The organism is Melioribacter sulfuriphilus (assembly GCF_051488685.1).
Taxonomy (GTDB): domain Bacteria; phylum Bacteroidota; class Ignavibacteria; order Ignavibacteriales; family Melioribacteraceae; genus Melioribacter.
This window is the reverse complement of record NZ_JBPSEH010000008.1, coordinates 168,722-184,817: the sequence shown is the minus strand read 5'-3', so window position 1 is coordinate 184,817 and position 16,096 is coordinate 168,722. Positions and strand designations below refer to the sequence as shown.

Here is a 16,096-nt window from a genome sequence, read left to right as displayed (position 1 = left end):
TAATAATCCATAATTACTTAGCAAGGCGACCGGGTGAAATTGAAGGATCGATTTCAATTATTTTCACTCTCTCTTTTTCATCTGTATCGAGAGCTAAAATCATTCCCTGCGATTCGATTCCAAATAGTTTTGCCGGTTTTAAATTTCCAACAATCAATATATTCTTTCCAATTAATTCTTGAGGACTGTAGCTTTTTGCAATGCCAGCCACAACCTGTCTTTCGTCATTACCAGTATGCAATTTTAATTTTAGAAGTTTATCACTCTTAGGTACTTTTTCGGCTTCAATTACTTTTGCAACCATCAATTTAACTTTCTTAAAGTCGTCTATCGAAATCAATTCATCTTCATTTGACGTCTCTCCAGAATCGAGTTTGGAAAGTTGCTGGTCAATAATTTTGTCTTCGATCTTAGTAAAGAGAATTTCAGGTTGTTTCAATACTTTGCCAGCTTCAAGATGGAATTGGCCGGATTCATACCACGGGACTTTTTCGGCATCAAGCATGTTGAATATTTTTTGAGATGTAAAAGGAATAACTGGTTCAAATATTTCTGCCAGAGTGTAAATTGTATTAAGACAAATATTTATCGTTGTAGCGCATCTGTTTTTGTCTTTTTTAACTGTAATCCACGGTTCAGAATCATTAAAATACTTATTTGCAGCCCTTGCAAGATTCATCATTTCAAAGACTGCATCCTTGATTTTATACCTTTCGATTAACTTGCCTACTTTTTCAGGATAACTTTTAACCAGCTCAATCATCTCTTTGTCGATATCCTTAAGCTCATAAAGAGGGGGCACTTTGCCTTCAAAATGCTTAAAAGCAAAAGTAAAAGTACGATTAATAAAATTACCTAAGATGTCGGCAAGTTCGCCGTTATTTCGCGATTGAAATTCTTTCCAGTAAAAATCCGTGTCTTTATTTTCAGGAAGGTTGGCAGCTAAAGTATACCGCAATGGATCGGGAGGAAACATATCGAGAAATTCCAGCACATCGACTCCCCATCCTCGCGACTTAGAAAATTTTTTACTTTCAAAATTCAGGAATTCATTTGCCGGAACATTCTGAGGCAAAATATATTTGTCGTCATTGTAATCGTTCCATGCCATCAACATTGCAGGGAAAATAATTGTATGAAAAACAATATTATCTTTTCCGATGAAGGCAACATATTTGGTTTCTGGATTCTGCCAGTAATTTTTCCATAAGTCGGGATCATTTCTTTTTTCCGAAAGTTCTTTTGTAGCAGAGATATAACCGAGGACTGCTTCGAACCAGACGTAAATTACTTTCCCTTCTGCATTTTCGAGAGGCACTTTAATTCCCCAGTCGAGATCTCTTGTTACAGCCCTGTCTTTTAATCCATCTTTAAACCAACCGCGGCAATATTGAAGAACATTTTCTTTCCAGCCGTAATTTTTATTCATTTCGTCGACGTATTTTTCAAGACGCTCCTGAAATTTACCCAGAGGAAAATACCAGTGCGAAGTTTCTTTTAATATTGGCGTTTCGCCGGATATTTTGCTTTTGGGATTTTTCAATTCGGAAGGTTCATATAACGAGCCACATTTTTCACATTCGTCGCTTCTGGCTTCTTCGTTGCCACACTTAGGACATGTACCTTCAACGTACCTGTCTGGTAAAAACATTTTTGCTTTGGGGTCGTAAAACTGCATCGATTTTTTCTCGATGAGTAGTCCATTATCATAAAAACATTTGAAAAATTCCTGTGCAGTTTTATGATGAATCGGTATACTCGTTCTCGAATAAATATCGAAACTCATACCAAACTTTTCAAATGCCAGTTTATTTAATTCATGGTATCTGTCGATGATAACTTTGGGACTTACTTTTTCTTTATCCGCTGTAATTGTAATAGGCACGCCATGCTCGTCGGAACCACAAATATAAATCACATCATCGCCTTTGAGTCGTTTATAACGAACATAAATATCAGCCGGTAAATAAGCTCCGCTCAAATGTCCGAGATGAATTCTTCCATTGGCATAAGGCAAAGCCGACGTAACTAAGACCTTTTCTTTCTTCAATTTTTCCACTCATTTTTATTAATGATTGAGGACAAATATAAGAAATTTCCAAGAATAAGAATCGTGAGAATGGGAAAGGATACCATGAGATAAATAATAAAGTTCTTCCCGAAATTGACATCAACCGACAATTGGAGCCATCGTTAACCTTAGATTAAATCGGTGAATAAGTTTAACCCTCCAGCCCTTTGTACATTTCGTCGATTAAATCGCGGTATCTTTCTTCAATAACTTTTCTTTTCACTTTCAATGAGGGAGTCAGCTCGCCGTCTTCGATTGTAAATGGCTTGTCGAGGAGAGTGAATTTACGAATCCTTTCGAAAGAGGAAAGTTTCTTTTGAAATTGCTCAAGTTCTCTATCGAGCAATTCATAAATTTGTTTCATCTTCACCAGTTCTTTTTCGTCTTTGTATTGAATTCTGTTGGCATCGGCATATTCTTTCAAAGCTTCAAAATCGGGGACAATTAATGCCGTGATAAACATTCTTCGATCGCCTATTATAACAAATTGCTCGATATATTTACTTGCAAGGAACATGCTTTCTATTGGAGTCGGTGCAATATATTTGCCCTGACTCGTCTTAAACAGATGCTTTTTTCTGTCTGTAATAATCAGAAAACCTTCTGCGTCGAAGACGCCAATATCGCCGGTATGTAACCAGCCGTTTTTTATTGCTTCTTCAGTTTCTTTTTTATTTTTATAATATCCCTGCATGATGTTTGGTCCATGAGCAAGAATTTCGCCGTCTTTAGCAATCTTAACTTCAACGCCGGGCAAAGGCTTTCCCACAGTTCCGAATTTATAGTCGTTTAATCTGTTAACTGCAATGACGGGAGAAGATTCGGTCAAACCATAACCTTCGATTATAAGAATACCTGCAGCCTCGAAAAATATTCCGAGCTCGCGGGCTAAAGCTGCGCCACCAGAAATAAAGAATCTCATTCTTCCGCCCGTTCTCTCGCGCAACTTCGACAAAACAAGTTTGTCTGCCAATTTATGCTTCAAAGTCAATGAAATGGGTACCGGTTGCCCAGATTTTCTTGCTAATTGATATTCTTTACCTGTTTCGATTGCCCAATTAAATATTTTCTGTTTCTTTACTGATTGATTTTCAACGTTCCTTTTAATTTTTGTGTACATTCTTTCGAATAGCCTGGGCACGGCTGTCATAATTGTCGGTCGTATTTCAAGCATATTCGACGCAATTTTTTCAATTGACTCAGCATAGGCAATTGTTCCGCCGCACGAAAATGCAGTATAATACCCTGCCATCCTTTCGAAAATATGACACAACGGAAGGAAAGAAAGGAAAATATCGTTTTCATTGATATCGAAAACTTCGTGTGCTGCTTTAATATTCGAAACAATATTTTTATGCGTAAGCATTACTCCTTTCGGCTCGCCTGTAGTTCCAGATGTGTATATAATAGTGCAAAGTTGATTTTCTTCTACGAGTTCACATTTATCCTTGAAATATCCAGGATTTTCCATTCGAAATACTTTTCCCATATTTAAAATATCTTCAAAAGCATAAACTCCTTTATCTGGCGATTTTTCGGCATTGTTCATCACAATTATGAATTTAAGATGTCTGCATTTGTCTTTTATCTTCAAAATTTTATTTAGATGGAATTTATTTGAAACGAAAATGCCCACAGATTCGGAATTATTAAGAATATACTCGATTGTATCGGCTGTCGATATCGGGTAAAGAGGAACATCGATAGCTCCAAGTCCCAATATAGCCATATCGGCATAAACCCACTCAGGTCTGTTTTCTGAAATAATTGCAATCTTATCATCTTTTTTGATTCCTAACGAAGCCAGACCACAAGCCAGCAGTTCGGTTACTTCATACACTTGATCGTATTTTATGTCTATCCACCTGTCCTTATCCTTGTATTTGAATGCCGGCTTATCCTTACCCTTACCAAATTCTACAGCTACGATGTGAAATAATTCAGGAATTGTTTTAAAGTCTTTTATAATTGGCATATCATTCCCCAAAATATTTTATTACAAGATAAACTGACAGAATAAAAAAGGCAATCAAATTCTAATGGCCAATATTAATTTGAAGTATTACTTTTTATCTACTTTTCAAATTGTTACTTAGTGCAATAAGTAATAATAACACAATTCTCTTCTTTACCTTTCCGGCAGTATTGTGCCATTAATTTTTATTACTACAGTTTTGTCCGCCATAACTTTCTGATGCCGTAAGTCATTCAAAAAAGTTTTCACTCCTGAAGCGGCAAATTTTTTTTGCGATTTGAAATATTTATTCCAGCTTATTTCTCGATCACCCGCTTCATCAATGATTTTATCCTGACAATATTTTTGCTATAATTACGGATTAAAATTTATTTTATATGAAATTTCTAAGAAGATTATACGATTGGGTACTTCATTGGTCGGAAACTCGGTATGGAGCGGCAGCATTATTTGTACTGGCATTTGCCGAGGCTTCTTTTTTCCCGATTCCGCCCGATGCTTTATTAATTGCTCTGGTACTCGGTTCAAGAGAAAAAGCTTTCCGTTTTGCCTTAATTTGTACAGTAGCTTCTGTATTTGGCGCTGCAGCGGGATTTGGATTAGGTCACTATTTATGGTGGGATTCGCCCGAAAATTTTTCCTCTTTAGCCAATTTCTTCTTTGCCAATGTTCCTGGCTTTACAAAAGAATTATTTTTTAACGTACGCAACCTCTATAACGAATGGAACTTCTGGATAATTTTTACCGCCGGTTTTACACCCATCCCTTATAAAGTATTTACAATTTCAGGTGGTGCTTTCGATATCAATTTTCTTCTTTTCATTGTTGCCTCAGTGGTTGGTAGAGGACTTCGTTTTTTTCTGGTTGCAGGATTAATATGGAAATTCGGCGAACAAATCAGAACGTTTATCGATAAGTATTTCAATATCCTGGCTATTCTATTTACGGTATTGCTAATTGGTGGATTTGTAGCAATAAAATACCTGATTTAATCTGCGAGTATCTTACCGTCGACAACGGGAGTTACGCAAATTAAGGGATTGTCCGGGACACCAAAATAGTCAAATATTTCTTCGTAGAGTTTATAGTGATATCCCCTAGATTCGAGGCGCGAAAATTTTTTGTACGAAATGAAGTTTCCATCGTCGTTTGTGGGCGCTTCGAAACTGATTGCTCGTTCGTAGTCGCTACGCGCCTGTTGTTTCAAAAAATTTATTTTTTCGGTGTCCGTACCCTCAGCTTCATATGAAATTGCCCGGAAACCGACGACGTTTTTGTTCTGGATTTCAACATAAATATTTAATATCAATTCTTTCATAATAAACAGGCTGCCATAAATGTGGGCAGCCCCTTTTAATCTATTATTTTTTATTCGGACCAACCATATTTTCCGGTCTTACATACTTGTCAAATTCCTCTGCCGTTAACAACCCCAATTCAATAGAAGCCTGTTTCAGGGTTTTGTTTTCAGCGTAAGCCTTTTTAGCCACCTTAGCTGCGTTGTCGTATCCAATAACAGGATTAAGAGCTGTTACGAGCATAAGAGAATTATTCAGATGTTTGTTGATGACTTCATGATTCGGTTCTATTCCAACGACACAATTATCCGTAAAGCTCTCGCATGCATCAGCTAATAGACGAATTGATTGTAAAATATTGAAGGCGATTACTGGCATGAAAACGTTGAGTTCAAAATTACCGCTTGCGCCTGCAAAGTTAATAGTAACGTCGTTGCCAAATACTTGTGCACATACCATTGTCATTGCTTCTGATTGAGTCGGATTCACTTTGCCTGGCATAATTGAACTTCCAGGCTCGTTAGCAGGCAAAATAATTTCACCAATTCCGCAACGAGGACCTGAACCGAGCCAGCGTATATCATTTGCTATTTTCATTAATGAGGCTGCTATTGTTTTCAAAACCCCGCTGAATTCAACAAGAGCATCTTTACCTGCCATGGCCTCGAATTTATTCGGAGCAGTACGGAACGGTTTGCCAGTAAGCTCAGAAATTTTTTGTGCAGCTTTAACAGCATAGTCCGGATGCGTATTTAATCCCGTACCTACAGCTGTTCCTCCCAGAGGTATTTCATAAAGCCGATTTAAAGCATCGTTAATTCTTGCTAATCCATTTGTTAATTGTTGCGCATAACCCGAAAATTCCTGCCCGAGCGTTAATGGAGTAGCGTCCATTAAATGTGTCCTTCCGATCTTAATTATCGAGGCAAACTCTTTCGATTTTTCCTCTAAGGCATCTCTTAATTTTGTTAACATCGGAATCAAACGGCGATGAACTTCTTCAACTGCAGCAATATGAATAGCAGTAGGAAAAGCATCATTTGTGGATTGGGATTTGTTTACGTCGTCGTTTGGGTGAATTGGTGTTTTACTGCCGAGCTTACCTCCGGCAATTTCAATTGCTCGATTCGATATAACTTCGTTTACATTCATATTTGTCTGAGTTCCGCTTCCAGTTTGCCAGACAACCAGTGGGAAATGATCGTTTAATTTTCCTTCGATAACTTCGTCGGCAGCTTCAATTATTAATTCCTTTTTCTCGTTGGGTAAAAGACCCAATTCATTATTGGTTAATGCGGCGGCTTTTTTTACAATTGCGAGCGCTCTAATTAATTCGAATGGAAATCGTTCACCCCCGATTTTAAAATTTTGTAACGACCTTGCCGTTTGCGCTCCGTAGTATTTGTCTGAAGGGACTTTAATTTCTCCCATGCTGTCAGATTCAATTCTGTAGTCCATTTTCAACTCCTATGATATTTTAAATACGTACAACAAATTAATGGAATGTGTAAATTATTGCAATGGTCACAAAAAGTTATTGAGCGAGGGGAAGTCGACGGGCACCGACATATCTTTTTTTATAATAAGTTTCGTCGAGAGAAGAGACTGTCACTCCTAAAGTTCTACTTGAATGGATAAATTCCCTGTTCCCGAGATAAATTCCCACATGGCCGGGGTAAGCTCGCCTCGAAGTATTGAAAAACACAAGGTCACCAAATTTCAATTCATTTTCAGCCACACTCATACCTATCGTGAATTGTTCCCTGACTGTGCGAGGTAAATCCACTGAGAAAGCACTCAATACTTGCTTTGTAAATGCCGAGCAATCGATGCCTCTATCGGAGTTACCACCGTATTTATATGGAGCATCAATATATTTTATGACTTCGAGAAGTAATTTTTCTCTGAAGGAAAGAGGCACTTCGGAGCTTATCGATGTTCTATAATCATCGATAAATTCCTTAACGTCTACTGAATTTATCTCCTCGGGGAATTCGTCAAATTCGTCTATTTCCTTATTCTGAACAGGTGTGCTCAAACTTACTGAATCAATTTTTGAATCCTCTTCTGAAGTGAATCTTGGATTTTTACTTACTTCTTCTTTTTTCTCCGTCGATTTATTGTATCTTACAGAAGATGAAGTGGAAGCACACCCTGTCATCATAATAGAAAAGATGAGTAAAAGAGATATAACTATTTTTCCGAACATTCGATTATTATCCCAGATATGCTCTTAAGTTTTTACTCCTGGATGTATGTCTGAGACGGCGAATTGCTTTCTCCTTAATCTGACGAACTCTCTCACGCGTAAGATTAAACTTTTCGCCAATTTCTTCAAGTGTAAGAGAATGTTCGCCGTTGAGTCCGAAATAAAGTTTTATAACTTCAGCTTCTCTATCGGTCAATGTTGAAAGCGCTCTTTCAATTTCTTTTTTCAGGGATTCCGACATTAAGGTTTGGTCGGGCGAAGGTACTTCATCATTTGGTAAGACGTCGAGCAGACTATTTTCTTCACCTTGACTGAAAGGAGCGTCCATTGAAACATGTCTGCCGGCATTTTTAATAGCGTCTGCTACTTCCGAAACATCCATGTTCAATTGTTCAGCTAATTCTTCGGCATTCGGTTCTCTTTCGAATTCCTGAACCAGGTTGCTGTAGGCTTTACCAATTTTATTGAGTGCACCTACTCTATTGAGTGGAAGTCGTACAATTCTCGATTGTTCGGCAAGCGCCTGAAGAATCGATTGACGAATCCACCAGACTGCATATGAAATAAATTTAAAGCCACGAGTTTCATCGAAACGCTTGGCTGCTTTAATCAATCCCAGATTACCTTCGTTAATTAAATCACCAAGTGACAAGCCTTGATTTTGATACTGCTTTGCAACAGAGACTACAAATCTCAGATTTGCTTTGACCAGTTTTTCCAGAGCTTTCTGGTCACCTTTTTTTATTTTAATCGCAAGTTCAATTTCTTCTTCTGGAGTAAGCAATTCAACTTTACCGATTTCTTGCAGGTATTTGTCGAGAGAAATACTTTCACGGTTTGTAAATTGTTTTGTGATTTTCAAGGTTCCTCTCCCCTATCTATTTATCAGTATTAATAGAATCCACAATACCTACAATCGAAGCGTCGACAGGAGCCATTTCTACATCGAGCGGAATAACAGCTTCGCTTGCGGTTACGTAAAAAATAATTTCACCAGGTCCGGCACCTACAGTATCGAGCGCTATAATAGGACTACTGATATTTTCCAGATTGTAGTTAACAGGTTGAATTAGTTGCATTTTATAACCTGTAATGGCGTCGTATTTTCTTGTAGCCCATATTGTTCCAATTACTTTTCCAAGGTGCATAGAAAGAATACCTACTTATTATCGCTAATTGCGACGTCAAGTTTATCGACGATAGCCATAATTACTGCGTCAACGGGTTTGTTTTTGGTAAAAGTTGTTTGTCGTGCCGAACTACCCTGCGCTACTAAAACCGTTTCGCCGATGCCTGCACCCACCGAATCGACAGCTATTATCGTTGATGTTTTTGGCGTTAAGTCGAGATTCAATTCACGGACAATCAGAAATTTTGCGCCCACAAGATTTTCGTCCTTGCGTGTTGACCAAACTGTTCCTATTACCTTTCCGAGTAGCAGAACTACCTCCCTGTTTTAATTTTTGCCGCGTCTATTATTTCGATGCCAGAATTCGAATACTTTTCTACCTGTCTTGTGACCAATGGCAATTTGTTGTTTAATGCCACAGAACAAATTAAAGCTTCACGGACGCCCGCAACTTTATTAAAAAATTTTGAAATGTTCAAACTATATCTTGAATTTAAGCCAAGTACTTTCAACGCCGAGAGCAGACGTTTCACCGCTTCTTCCCGCACCTGGTTGTTCGAATTGAAAAAAAGTTCAGCCGAATTTATTACCGTAGTAAAACAAATACCTCGTCTCATCAGAATTTCCAGTATCGAATCCTCACTTGCATCGCTCTCAAGGTATTCTATCAAAATATCAGTATCGATTAAATAATGTTCTCTCTTATTTTCCATGTTCATACCAAACGAATTCCTTCCCGAAATTTTCCTTTTTTAAACTTCCCTTCGTCCTTAAAAAATCATAAACTGTGGAATATGGAATTCCCTGAGTTTTTTGAATTCTGTCAAAAAGCTCTTCTGAATAACCTTCGAGTATTGCAAGCTTTCTTGCATCGTAAAATATTGTAACAAAAAATTCGGTAATTTTTTTATCATTAATTTGCTTAATGGCATATTCGCTTAATGTTACCGTGTTGTCTTTGTTAAGTTGTGCCGCACATGAAATTAATTCCGTTAAATTATCTTTATTCATACAAAAAGCTTTTTCCTTTCAAATCGTTGTTAACTTTGAAATAATGGGCTACAGTTTGGGCTACGTCTGCAAATGTATTTCTAATACCAAGATTGCGCGCTATTTCATCTTTTGAATAAAAAAGTAAAGGAACGTATTCTCTGCTGTGGTCTGTGCTCGGAGTCGTAGGATCGTTTCCGTGATCTGCAGTAATGACTAAACGATCGCTGGAATCAAGCTGATTTAAGAGCAACGGCAAAAATTCGTCGAATTCTTTCAGAGCACTTGCAAAACCATACGGGTCGTTTCGGTGACCATAGTAGACATCGAAGTCGACCAGATTTACAAAAATAAACGAAGATTTGACATTCGCACTCACCTGCAGGAGCCTATCCATTCCTTCCGAATTTGATCTGGTTTTGTAACCAATTTTTATTCCCCTGTAATTAAATAAGTCGTTTATTTTACCAATAGCAATCGTATCAATTTTATTATAATATAAGTAATCGAGAATGGTATATCCGAAAGGATCGAGAGAGAAATCTTTTCGATTTGTCGTTCGTGTAAATTTTCCCGGTGTGCCGATAAAAGGACGAGCAATAACACGCGCAACTGCATCTTTACCTGTTAATACATTTTTTCTTGCGATTTCGCAGATTTCATAAAGTCTATCTAATGGTATTACTTCTTCGTGAGCTGCAATTTGAAATACGGAATCGGCAGAAGTATAAACTATTGGGAATGAAGTTCTCAAATGTTCCTCTCCTAACCTTTCGATAATTTCTGTGCCTGAAGCGGGAATGTTACCAAGAACTCCTTCGACTCCAGTTTCTTCGATAAATTTATTGATAATAGATTGAGGAAATCCATTTGGATAGAGAGGAAATTCTTTATCAATATGTAATCCGCCCAGTTCCCAGTGGCCTGTTGTTGAATCTTTACCGATGGATACTTCCATCATTTTACCGAAAGAAGCTAACGGTGAGTCAACTGGCTCGATTCCTTTGACCGACTCGATATTGCCCAGACCGAGCTTTTGGAGATTGGGCAAATTCAAGCCGCCCACGTATTCAGCCATGTTTGCCAGAGTATTGCTGCCCTGATCGCCGTATCTTGAAGCATCTGGCAGTTCTCCGATGCCTACGCCGTCTAAAACTATTACAATAAAATTTTCCACAAACTGTCACAAACTTTTTACGGTGTTCCCTCCTTTTTCGAGGGCTTTATTGAGCGCCAACTCGGCATTGGACAATATTTCACCAACATCCGTTTTGTTTGTTGTGGAAGCAACACCCACCGAGATTGTAAAAGTTGTCTGTTTCGAAACTACCGAAATTGGCTTACGTGCCACTTTAATACGAAGTTTCTCAGCCCACAGGAAAACGTCTTTAGGTGCCGTATTGAAAAAGTAAACGGCAAAAACCCTTTCACTTAAACGACCAATTAAATTCATTGGTGTCATTTCATCACGGATCATTTGTGAGATAGCTTTCAAAACTTTTGGAAATGGATTACCATCGAAGAGCGAATCTTCTTCGATAAAATCATCGATTTTAATTAGGGCAAGTGCACCAGGCAATGCAAGTTCTTTGCTACGAACCAGATCAACAGTTAAACGTTCTATAAACGACTGGTAATTTAAAACTTTTGTCTCGACATCGTGGGCAAGTAAGTTTTTCAATACATTAATCGATGCGTGTGAATAAAGAATAAATGCAAAAATTTTAGTAGCATTCTTGACAAATGTAACTTCACTGTTCGAATAATAATTTTTTTTGAGGCTCTCGAAACATAACACTCCATAATTTTGCTCGTCGTAGATAAGCGGTATCGCCAAAAACGAGCCGTCGAAACTTACGTCCTCATTCCTGTTAAATCGTGGCAGGTCTATTTGAGTAGTGTCGTCAATTTTAACTGGAATAGAACTCATAATTGATTTTCCGACCAGCGTATCTTTGAGTTCCACTTCCAGATTTTCGCCAACGTATTTCAATGAGGTTTTGTTGATAATACGCGAAGTCTTAAATTTTTGTTCGAGTGGATTATAAAGAACAAACGTAAAGACATCCCAGTCAAGCAATTTTTCGACTGTTTTATCGAGCACTTCAAAAATGTCTTTTTCCGATTCGAATTTTCTGTCTTTCTCCAAAATTTCTGTCAGGGCTTTAAGTCGCTGTTCGGCTTGCGATTCCGAGAATTTGTCTTCAAAAAGCGATATGATAATTGAGATGACTCTTACAATTTTTCCAAGAGAATAAATTTGTTCAATACCGAAAGCGTCTTTATCTTTTGAATCAAGTACGAGTAGCCCAGTTAGATTTTTTCCGTAGAAGAGAGGCACACCGACAAAACTTTTAATGCCCTGAGGAACGTTGTAATAACGGATAACGTCGGATTCTGCATTAGGTGAAATGTCAGTCAATAGTTCAGGTTCTTCATTTTGAATTATCTTACCGAGAATATCGTCTTCGAGATCGAACTTTTGACGCGTTATTGCTGAGGAACTCGACACGTACCGTTCGAGCGTCAGACGTTGTCGTTTTTTGTTGTACCAGAAAAATGCTGCCGTGTGAGCTATGAAGGCGTCTTTCAATACGCTCAATATTTTTTCAAGAAGGAAACCGAATTGTTCGTCGTGGCTAACGTCTTTCGGCAGTTCTTCCAGCGCAATCTTTTGAAAATTTTCTTTGATATCGGATGGTTTAAAAACTTCACGGTGACCTTTATTAGGAGGGAAATAGGCACGCATATTTTCCGTAGTCAATACTTCGATCCTTTTGACATTCGAAACAATCTTAAATCCTTCTCCCTCATCTGTTTGATGATCTGTATTGAGATCGAGCGACTCTTCTGTTCTTGATGATGGGATTGGTTCATCGTGAGTCTCTTCGGACACTTCTTTAGTGTTATCACGTAGAAAAATTATAAATCCAATATATATTACCAGAATTAAACTGGTAATAATTCTCGTTAAAAAATCATCGGTAAGAAAAAGGATGGTTAAAAGGATGGGTATTAACATAAATGTCAGAATTCTTTTTTTGTACTTCGACGATATACCCATCTCTTAGCTCAGAATTTTTACAATTTTGATTCAATAATAATAAAGTTTTCTGAAATTTTCATGATAAGTAGAGAGATGTAAGCAGTTTTATTATTTCTTTTTTGCCGGTATGTTTAACAGCTGAAAAGATGAAAGCGTTTGTTCCGAAAATAATTTCTGGAAATATTTCTTTAATAGTTTTCTTTGCATCCGTAATTTCAGATTGTTTCAATTTATCCACTTTGTTCATTATCAAGAAATATGGTAACTCTCTTGAATGAACAAATTCGTTGAGCATTAAATCGAGCGGTTGCGGTTTATGACGGGCATCGATCAAATGAAAAACAGTCGATATATTTTTATTAGTGTCGAAGAAATTAATGATGAGGTTTTCCCAGTAATTTTTCTCGCTTTTAGATACTTTAGCATAGCCGAATCCTGGCAAATCAACGATGTAAAATTTTCTTTCTACGAGATAATAGTTAATTGAACGTGTTTTGCCGGGAGTTGAACTTGTTCGTGCTACTTTTAATGGATAAAACAAAGTATTGATAAAAGATGATTTCCCTACATTAGATCTTCCACAAAGCACCACGCAGGGCAAGTCGTCTTTCGGTATTTCATTAATATTGAAAACCGACGTAACAAATTCTATTTTTTTCATAAACCCGAAACAATGATTTAAAAAAGAAACGTCCGGAAACCATTCAGAAATCCGGACGCATCTAAAATTTGGTATGAGAATCGACTAATTTTCTTCTTTCTTTTCTTCCGAAGAAGTTTCTTCACCGGCTTCAGCTTTGGGTTCCTGGCTAACTTCGGACTGAGGTTCAGCTTTTTTTACTTCTTCGTCGGTCTTTACTTCTTCTGCTTTTTTCTCTTCTACTTTAGTCTTACTTTCAGTTTTCTTTTTCGAAGCTTTTTCTTTTACAATGTCACTGAAGTCGACCAATTCGATATAAGCTAGTTCTGCACCGTCGCCTTTACGTTGACCCAGTTTAATAATTCTTGTATAGCCGCCTGGCCTATCGCCAATTTTATTAACAATCGAGGTAAAGAGTTCTTTTACAACTTCCTTATCTTTTATATCGGCAGCTACATATCTGCGGTTTGCGACTGTATCGACCTTAGCTTTCGTGATAATTGGTTCTACAAAAGTGCGCAACTCTTTGGCTTTTGCAAGAGTAGTTTTAATCTTTTTATGTTTCAGCAGAGAAGTAGCTAAATTTCTCAAAGTAGCCAGTCTGTGTTCCGAAGTTCTTTTTAATTTTCTTCCTTTAACTCTGTGTCTCATTATTGAACCTTCGCAGTTTTAATGATTATTTTTTATCGGTTTTTTCTGACAGATATTTATCGACATCCATACCAAAATGGAGCCCGTAATTTTCAACAATTTCTTTTAATTCTGCCAGTGATTTGCGTCCAAAATTTCTGAAACGGAGCATTTCGTTTTCGTCGCGGCGTACTAAATCGCCGAGCGTTTTGATATTGGCAGTTTTGAGACAATTATGAGACCTTACACTCAATTCAAGATCGTCAACGCTTGTTGAAAGAATTTTTCTCAATCTTTCAGCTTCTTCATCTCTTTCGGTTTCTTCTTTTACTTCTTCTGGTTCAGTTTCAAAATTAATGAACATTTGAATGTGGTCTCTTAAAATCTTGCCCGAAGTCGAAAGTGCTTCTTCGGGAGTAATTGAACCATCGGTAGTAATTTCGAGAGTAAGTTTTTCATAGTCGTTACGTTCACCGATACGAACGTTCTCGACGTCGTATTTGACATTTACAATTGGAGTATAAATTGAGTCAATTGGGATTGTACCGATAGTCATATCAGGAGTCTTCTGTTCCTGCGCTGACACATAACCTTTGCCAATGCCGAAACGAAGTTCAATATTTAACTTAGCATCTTTATTTAAGTGAGCGATATGTAGATCTGGATTCAGAATTTCAACTTCGGGGCATGCCTTTTGAATATCTTTTGCTTTGAAGTCGCCTTCACCGGTTATCGATACATGACAGCCTGTTGCCTTTTTATCGAGAAGTCTCATACGCACTTTTTTGAGATTCAGGATAATTTCGGTAACATCTTCCTGAACACCTGGAATAGTAGAGAATTCATGAAGCACGCCTTCAATTTTAATGGCAGTAATCGCAGCTCCCGGAAGTGAGGATAATAATACCCTTCTCAACGAATTACCTAATGTAACGCCAAATCCTCTCTCTAAAGGTTGAATAGTAAATCTTCCGAATGTAGCACTTTTGGAGGATTCTTCTTGTACTACGCCATCGGGCATTTTAATTAACGGATAGCTCATTTAATATATCCTCTATTATTATAAAATTACTTAGAATACAATTCGACAATTAATTGTTCGTTGGCATTCAATGGAATCTCTTCTCTTTCGGGGATATTCATAAAAGTACCCGAGAGGGAAGCTTTGTCGATAGAAAGCCAACTATATGCATTATCTTTAGTTCTTCTGAGTGAGTTATGGATAATGTCAAGTTTTTTGCTCTTTTCTCTAACAGCAACAACATCACCGGGTAAGAGCAAATACGATGGGATATCGACAATTTTGCCGTTAACAGTAAAATGCCTGTGAAGTACTAATTGTCGCGCTGCCTTTCTCGAAGGTGCAAAACCGAGTCGATAAACAACGTTGTCCAGACGTCTTTCGAGCAATTTCACAAGGTTAGCGCCAGTAATTCCTTTTTGACGTGTTGCTCTGAAGAAATAGAGCTTGAATTGTGTTTCTTGCAATCCGTAAATACGTTTTACTTTTTGTTTTTCTCTTAACTGAACGCCATACTCGGAAAATTTGGCTCTGCGCGATAAACCGTGCTGACCAGGAATATAATTTTTCTTTTCGAGTGGGCAGCGTTCGGAATGACATTTAGAACCTTTAAGAAATAGTTTTTGTCTTTCTCTTCTGCATAATTTGCAACTTGGACCAGTATATCTTGCCATCTAAATTTTCTCCTGTTATACTCTTCTACGTTTTGGTGGTCTGCATCCGTTGTGCGGAATCGGAGTAATATCCTTAATCGAAAGGATCTCCAGTCCTGCGGTGCTGAGAGCTCTTATGGCCGCTTCTCTGCCTGCACCTGGACCTTTAATTAAGACGTCTACTTTGCGCAGACCTAAGTCGTAAGCTTCTTTGGCAGCAGCTTCTGCGGTAACCTGAGCAGCAAAGGGAGTATTTTTTCTTGAGCCTTTGAAACCGTTTTTACCGGCAGAAGACCACGAAATTGTATTGCCATAAATATCTGTTATTGTAACAATCACGTTATTGAACGAAGCTTTAATGTGAGCTACTCCGACCGAATCAACGTGAACTTTCTTTTTTGTCTTTTTTCCTGCCTTAGCCAATTTGAATCTCC

Annotated in this window: 18 protein-coding genes; 1 reads left to right on the top strand and 17 read right to left on the bottom strand. The window is 37.8% G+C overall.

Annotation, left to right across the window (positions count from 1 at the left end):
• Positions 1–13: 13 nt before the first annotated feature.
• Positions 14–2,059 carry a methionine--tRNA ligase gene (gene metG, locus ACSSV9_RS12175; RefSeq protein ID WP_437347525.1) on the bottom strand — a complete coding sequence of 682 codons (2,046 nt, stop codon included), beginning with the start codon at positions 2,057–2,059 and terminating at the stop codon, positions 14–16.
• Between the two features lie 163 nt (positions 2,060–2,222).
• Positions 2,223–4,046 carry an AMP-dependent synthetase/ligase gene (locus tag ACSSV9_RS12170; RefSeq protein ID WP_437347524.1) on the bottom strand — a complete coding sequence of 608 codons (1,824 nt, stop codon included), beginning with the start codon at positions 4,044–4,046 and terminating at the stop codon, positions 2,223–2,225.
• A gap of 377 nt (positions 4,047–4,423) precedes the next feature.
• Here ACSSV9_RS12170 and ACSSV9_RS12165 point away from each other — a divergent pair, with 377 nt between their 5' ends.
• A complete protein-coding gene (locus ACSSV9_RS12165; protein ID WP_437347523.1) occupies positions 4,424–5,038 on the top strand; it encodes a YqaA family protein in 615 nt (204 codons plus the stop codon).
• Here ACSSV9_RS12165 and ACSSV9_RS12160 read toward each other — a convergent pair.
• The 15 genes from ACSSV9_RS12160 to rpsK form a co-directional block, all read right to left on the bottom strand.
• Positions 5,035–5,427, bottom strand: a complete 393-nt coding sequence (locus tag ACSSV9_RS12160; RefSeq protein WP_437347522.1) for a hypothetical protein — start codon at positions 5,425–5,427, stop codon at positions 5,035–5,037. The two genes, ACSSV9_RS12165 and ACSSV9_RS12160, sit on opposite strands and share 4 nt — an antisense overlap.
• Complete coding sequence (gene fumC / locus ACSSV9_RS12155; RefSeq protein WP_437347521.1) at positions 5,408–6,802, bottom strand: class II fumarate hydratase; 1,395 nt, start codon at positions 6,800–6,802, stop codon at positions 5,408–5,410. The genes ACSSV9_RS12160 and fumC overlap by 20 nt, the downstream gene beginning before the upstream one ends.
• 76 nt (positions 6,803–6,878) lie before the next feature.
• Positions 6,879–7,553 carry a C40 family peptidase gene (locus tag ACSSV9_RS12150; protein ID WP_437347520.1) on the bottom strand — a complete coding sequence of 225 codons (675 nt, stop codon included), beginning with the start codon at positions 7,551–7,553 and terminating at the stop codon, positions 6,879–6,881.
• A 7-nt stretch (positions 7,554–7,560) separates the two neighbouring features.
• Positions 7,561–8,415, bottom strand: a complete 855-nt coding sequence (locus ACSSV9_RS12145) for a sigma-70 family RNA polymerase sigma factor (protein WP_437347519.1) — start codon at positions 8,413–8,415, stop codon at positions 7,561–7,563.
• Positions 8,416–8,431: 16 nt separating this feature from the next.
• A complete protein-coding gene (locus ACSSV9_RS12140; RefSeq protein WP_437347518.1) occupies positions 8,432–8,701 on the bottom strand; it encodes a EutN/CcmL family microcompartment protein in 270 nt (89 codons plus the stop codon).
• A gap of 11 nt (positions 8,702–8,712) precedes the next feature.
• Positions 8,713–8,976 (bottom strand): EutN/CcmL family microcompartment protein, encoded by a 264-nt coding sequence (locus ACSSV9_RS12135; protein WP_437347584.1) that lies wholly within the window; start codon positions 8,974–8,976, stop codon positions 8,713–8,715.
• Positions 8,977–8,996: 20 nt separating this feature from the next.
• On the bottom strand, positions 8,997–9,395 hold the full coding sequence (locus tag ACSSV9_RS12130) for a PIN domain-containing protein (RefSeq protein ID WP_437347517.1): 399 nt from the start codon (positions 9,393–9,395) through the stop codon (positions 8,997–8,999).
• A complete protein-coding gene (locus ACSSV9_RS12125) occupies positions 9,385–9,693 on the bottom strand; it encodes a hypothetical protein (protein ID WP_437347516.1) in 309 nt (102 codons plus the stop codon). The genes ACSSV9_RS12130 and ACSSV9_RS12125 overlap by 11 nt, the downstream gene beginning before the upstream one ends.
• The gene (locus ACSSV9_RS12120) at positions 9,686–10,849 is read right to left on the bottom strand and encodes a phosphopentomutase (protein ID WP_437347515.1); all 1,164 of its coding nucleotides are present in this window, start codon (positions 10,847–10,849) and stop codon (positions 9,686–9,688) included. Before ACSSV9_RS12120 ends, ACSSV9_RS12125 begins: the two co-directional genes overlap by 8 nt.
• 6 nt (positions 10,850–10,855) lie before the next feature.
• A complete protein-coding gene (locus ACSSV9_RS12115; protein ID WP_437347514.1) occupies positions 10,856–12,736 on the bottom strand; it encodes a sensor domain-containing diguanylate cyclase in 1,881 nt (626 codons plus the stop codon).
• Positions 12,737–12,794: 58 nt separating this feature from the next.
• Positions 12,795–13,379, bottom strand: coding sequence for a ribosome biogenesis GTP-binding protein YihA/YsxC (yihA, locus tag ACSSV9_RS12110; protein ID WP_437347513.1), 585 nt, complete (start codon positions 13,377–13,379; stop codon positions 12,795–12,797).
• 84 nt (positions 13,380–13,463) lie between these two features.
• Positions 13,464–14,009 carry a 50S ribosomal protein L17 gene (gene rplQ, locus ACSSV9_RS12105; RefSeq protein WP_437347512.1) on the bottom strand — a complete coding sequence of 182 codons (546 nt, stop codon included), beginning with the start codon at positions 14,007–14,009 and terminating at the stop codon, positions 13,464–13,466.
• A 25-nt stretch (positions 14,010–14,034) separates the two neighbouring features.
• A complete protein-coding gene (locus tag ACSSV9_RS12100; protein WP_437347511.1) occupies positions 14,035–15,030 on the bottom strand; it encodes a DNA-directed RNA polymerase subunit alpha in 996 nt (331 codons plus the stop codon).
• A 26-nt stretch (positions 15,031–15,056) separates the two neighbouring features.
• Positions 15,057–15,683 (bottom strand): 30S ribosomal protein S4, encoded by a 627-nt coding sequence (rpsD, locus tag ACSSV9_RS12095; protein ID WP_437347510.1) that lies wholly within the window; start codon positions 15,681–15,683, stop codon positions 15,057–15,059.
• 15 nt (positions 15,684–15,698) lie between these two features.
• Positions 15,699–16,085: a 30S ribosomal protein S11 gene (gene rpsK / locus ACSSV9_RS12090; RefSeq protein WP_437347509.1), complete on the bottom strand. Its 387-nt coding sequence runs from the start codon at positions 16,083–16,085 to the stop codon at positions 15,699–15,701.
• Between the last annotated feature and the right edge of the window lie 11 nt (positions 16,086–16,096).

What these genes read in the sequence shown, in the direction of transcription:
- rplQ (WP_437347512.1), bottom strand. Translation starts at nt 14,009, where the DNA reads ATGAGACACAGAGTTAAAGGAAGAAAATTAAAAAGAACTTCGGAACAC.
- ACSSV9_RS12100 (WP_437347511.1), bottom strand. Translation starts at nt 15,030, where the DNA reads ATGAGCTATCCGTTAATTAAAATGCCCGATGGCGTAGTACAAGAAGAA.
- fumC (WP_437347521.1), bottom strand. Translation starts at nt 6,802, where the DNA reads ATGGACTACAGAATTGAATCTGACAGCATGGGAGAAATTAAAGTCCCT.
- rpsD (WP_437347510.1), bottom strand. Translation starts at nt 15,683, where the DNA reads ATGGCAAGATATACTGGTCCAAGTTGCAAATTATGCAGAAGAGAAAGA.
- ACSSV9_RS12150 (WP_437347520.1), bottom strand. Translation starts at nt 7,553, where the DNA reads ATGTTCGGAAAAATAGTTATATCTCTTTTACTCATCTTTTCTATTATG.
- ACSSV9_RS12140 (WP_437347518.1), bottom strand. Translation starts at nt 8,701, where the DNA reads ATGCACCTTGGAAAAGTAATTGGAACAATATGGGCTACAAGAAAATAC.
- ACSSV9_RS12170 (WP_437347524.1), bottom strand. Translation starts at nt 4,046, where the DNA reads ATGCCAATTATAAAAGACTTTAAAACAATTCCTGAATTATTTCACATC.
- ACSSV9_RS12130 (WP_437347517.1), bottom strand. Translation starts at nt 9,395, where the DNA reads ATGGAAAATAAGAGAGAACATTATTTAATCGATACTGATATTTTGATA.
- yihA (WP_437347513.1), bottom strand. Translation starts at nt 13,379, where the DNA reads ATGAAAAAAATAGAATTTGTTACGTCGGTTTTCAATATTAATGAAATA.
- ACSSV9_RS12125 (WP_437347516.1), bottom strand. Translation starts at nt 9,693, where the DNA reads ATGAATAAAGATAATTTAACGGAATTAATTTCATGTGCGGCACAACTT.
- ACSSV9_RS12115 (WP_437347514.1), bottom strand. Translation starts at nt 12,736, where the DNA reads ATGGGTATATCGTCGAAGTACAAAAAAAGAATTCTGACATTTATGTTA.
- ACSSV9_RS12165 (WP_437347523.1), top strand. Translation starts at nt 4,424, where the DNA reads ATGAAATTTCTAAGAAGATTATACGATTGGGTACTTCATTGGTCGGAA.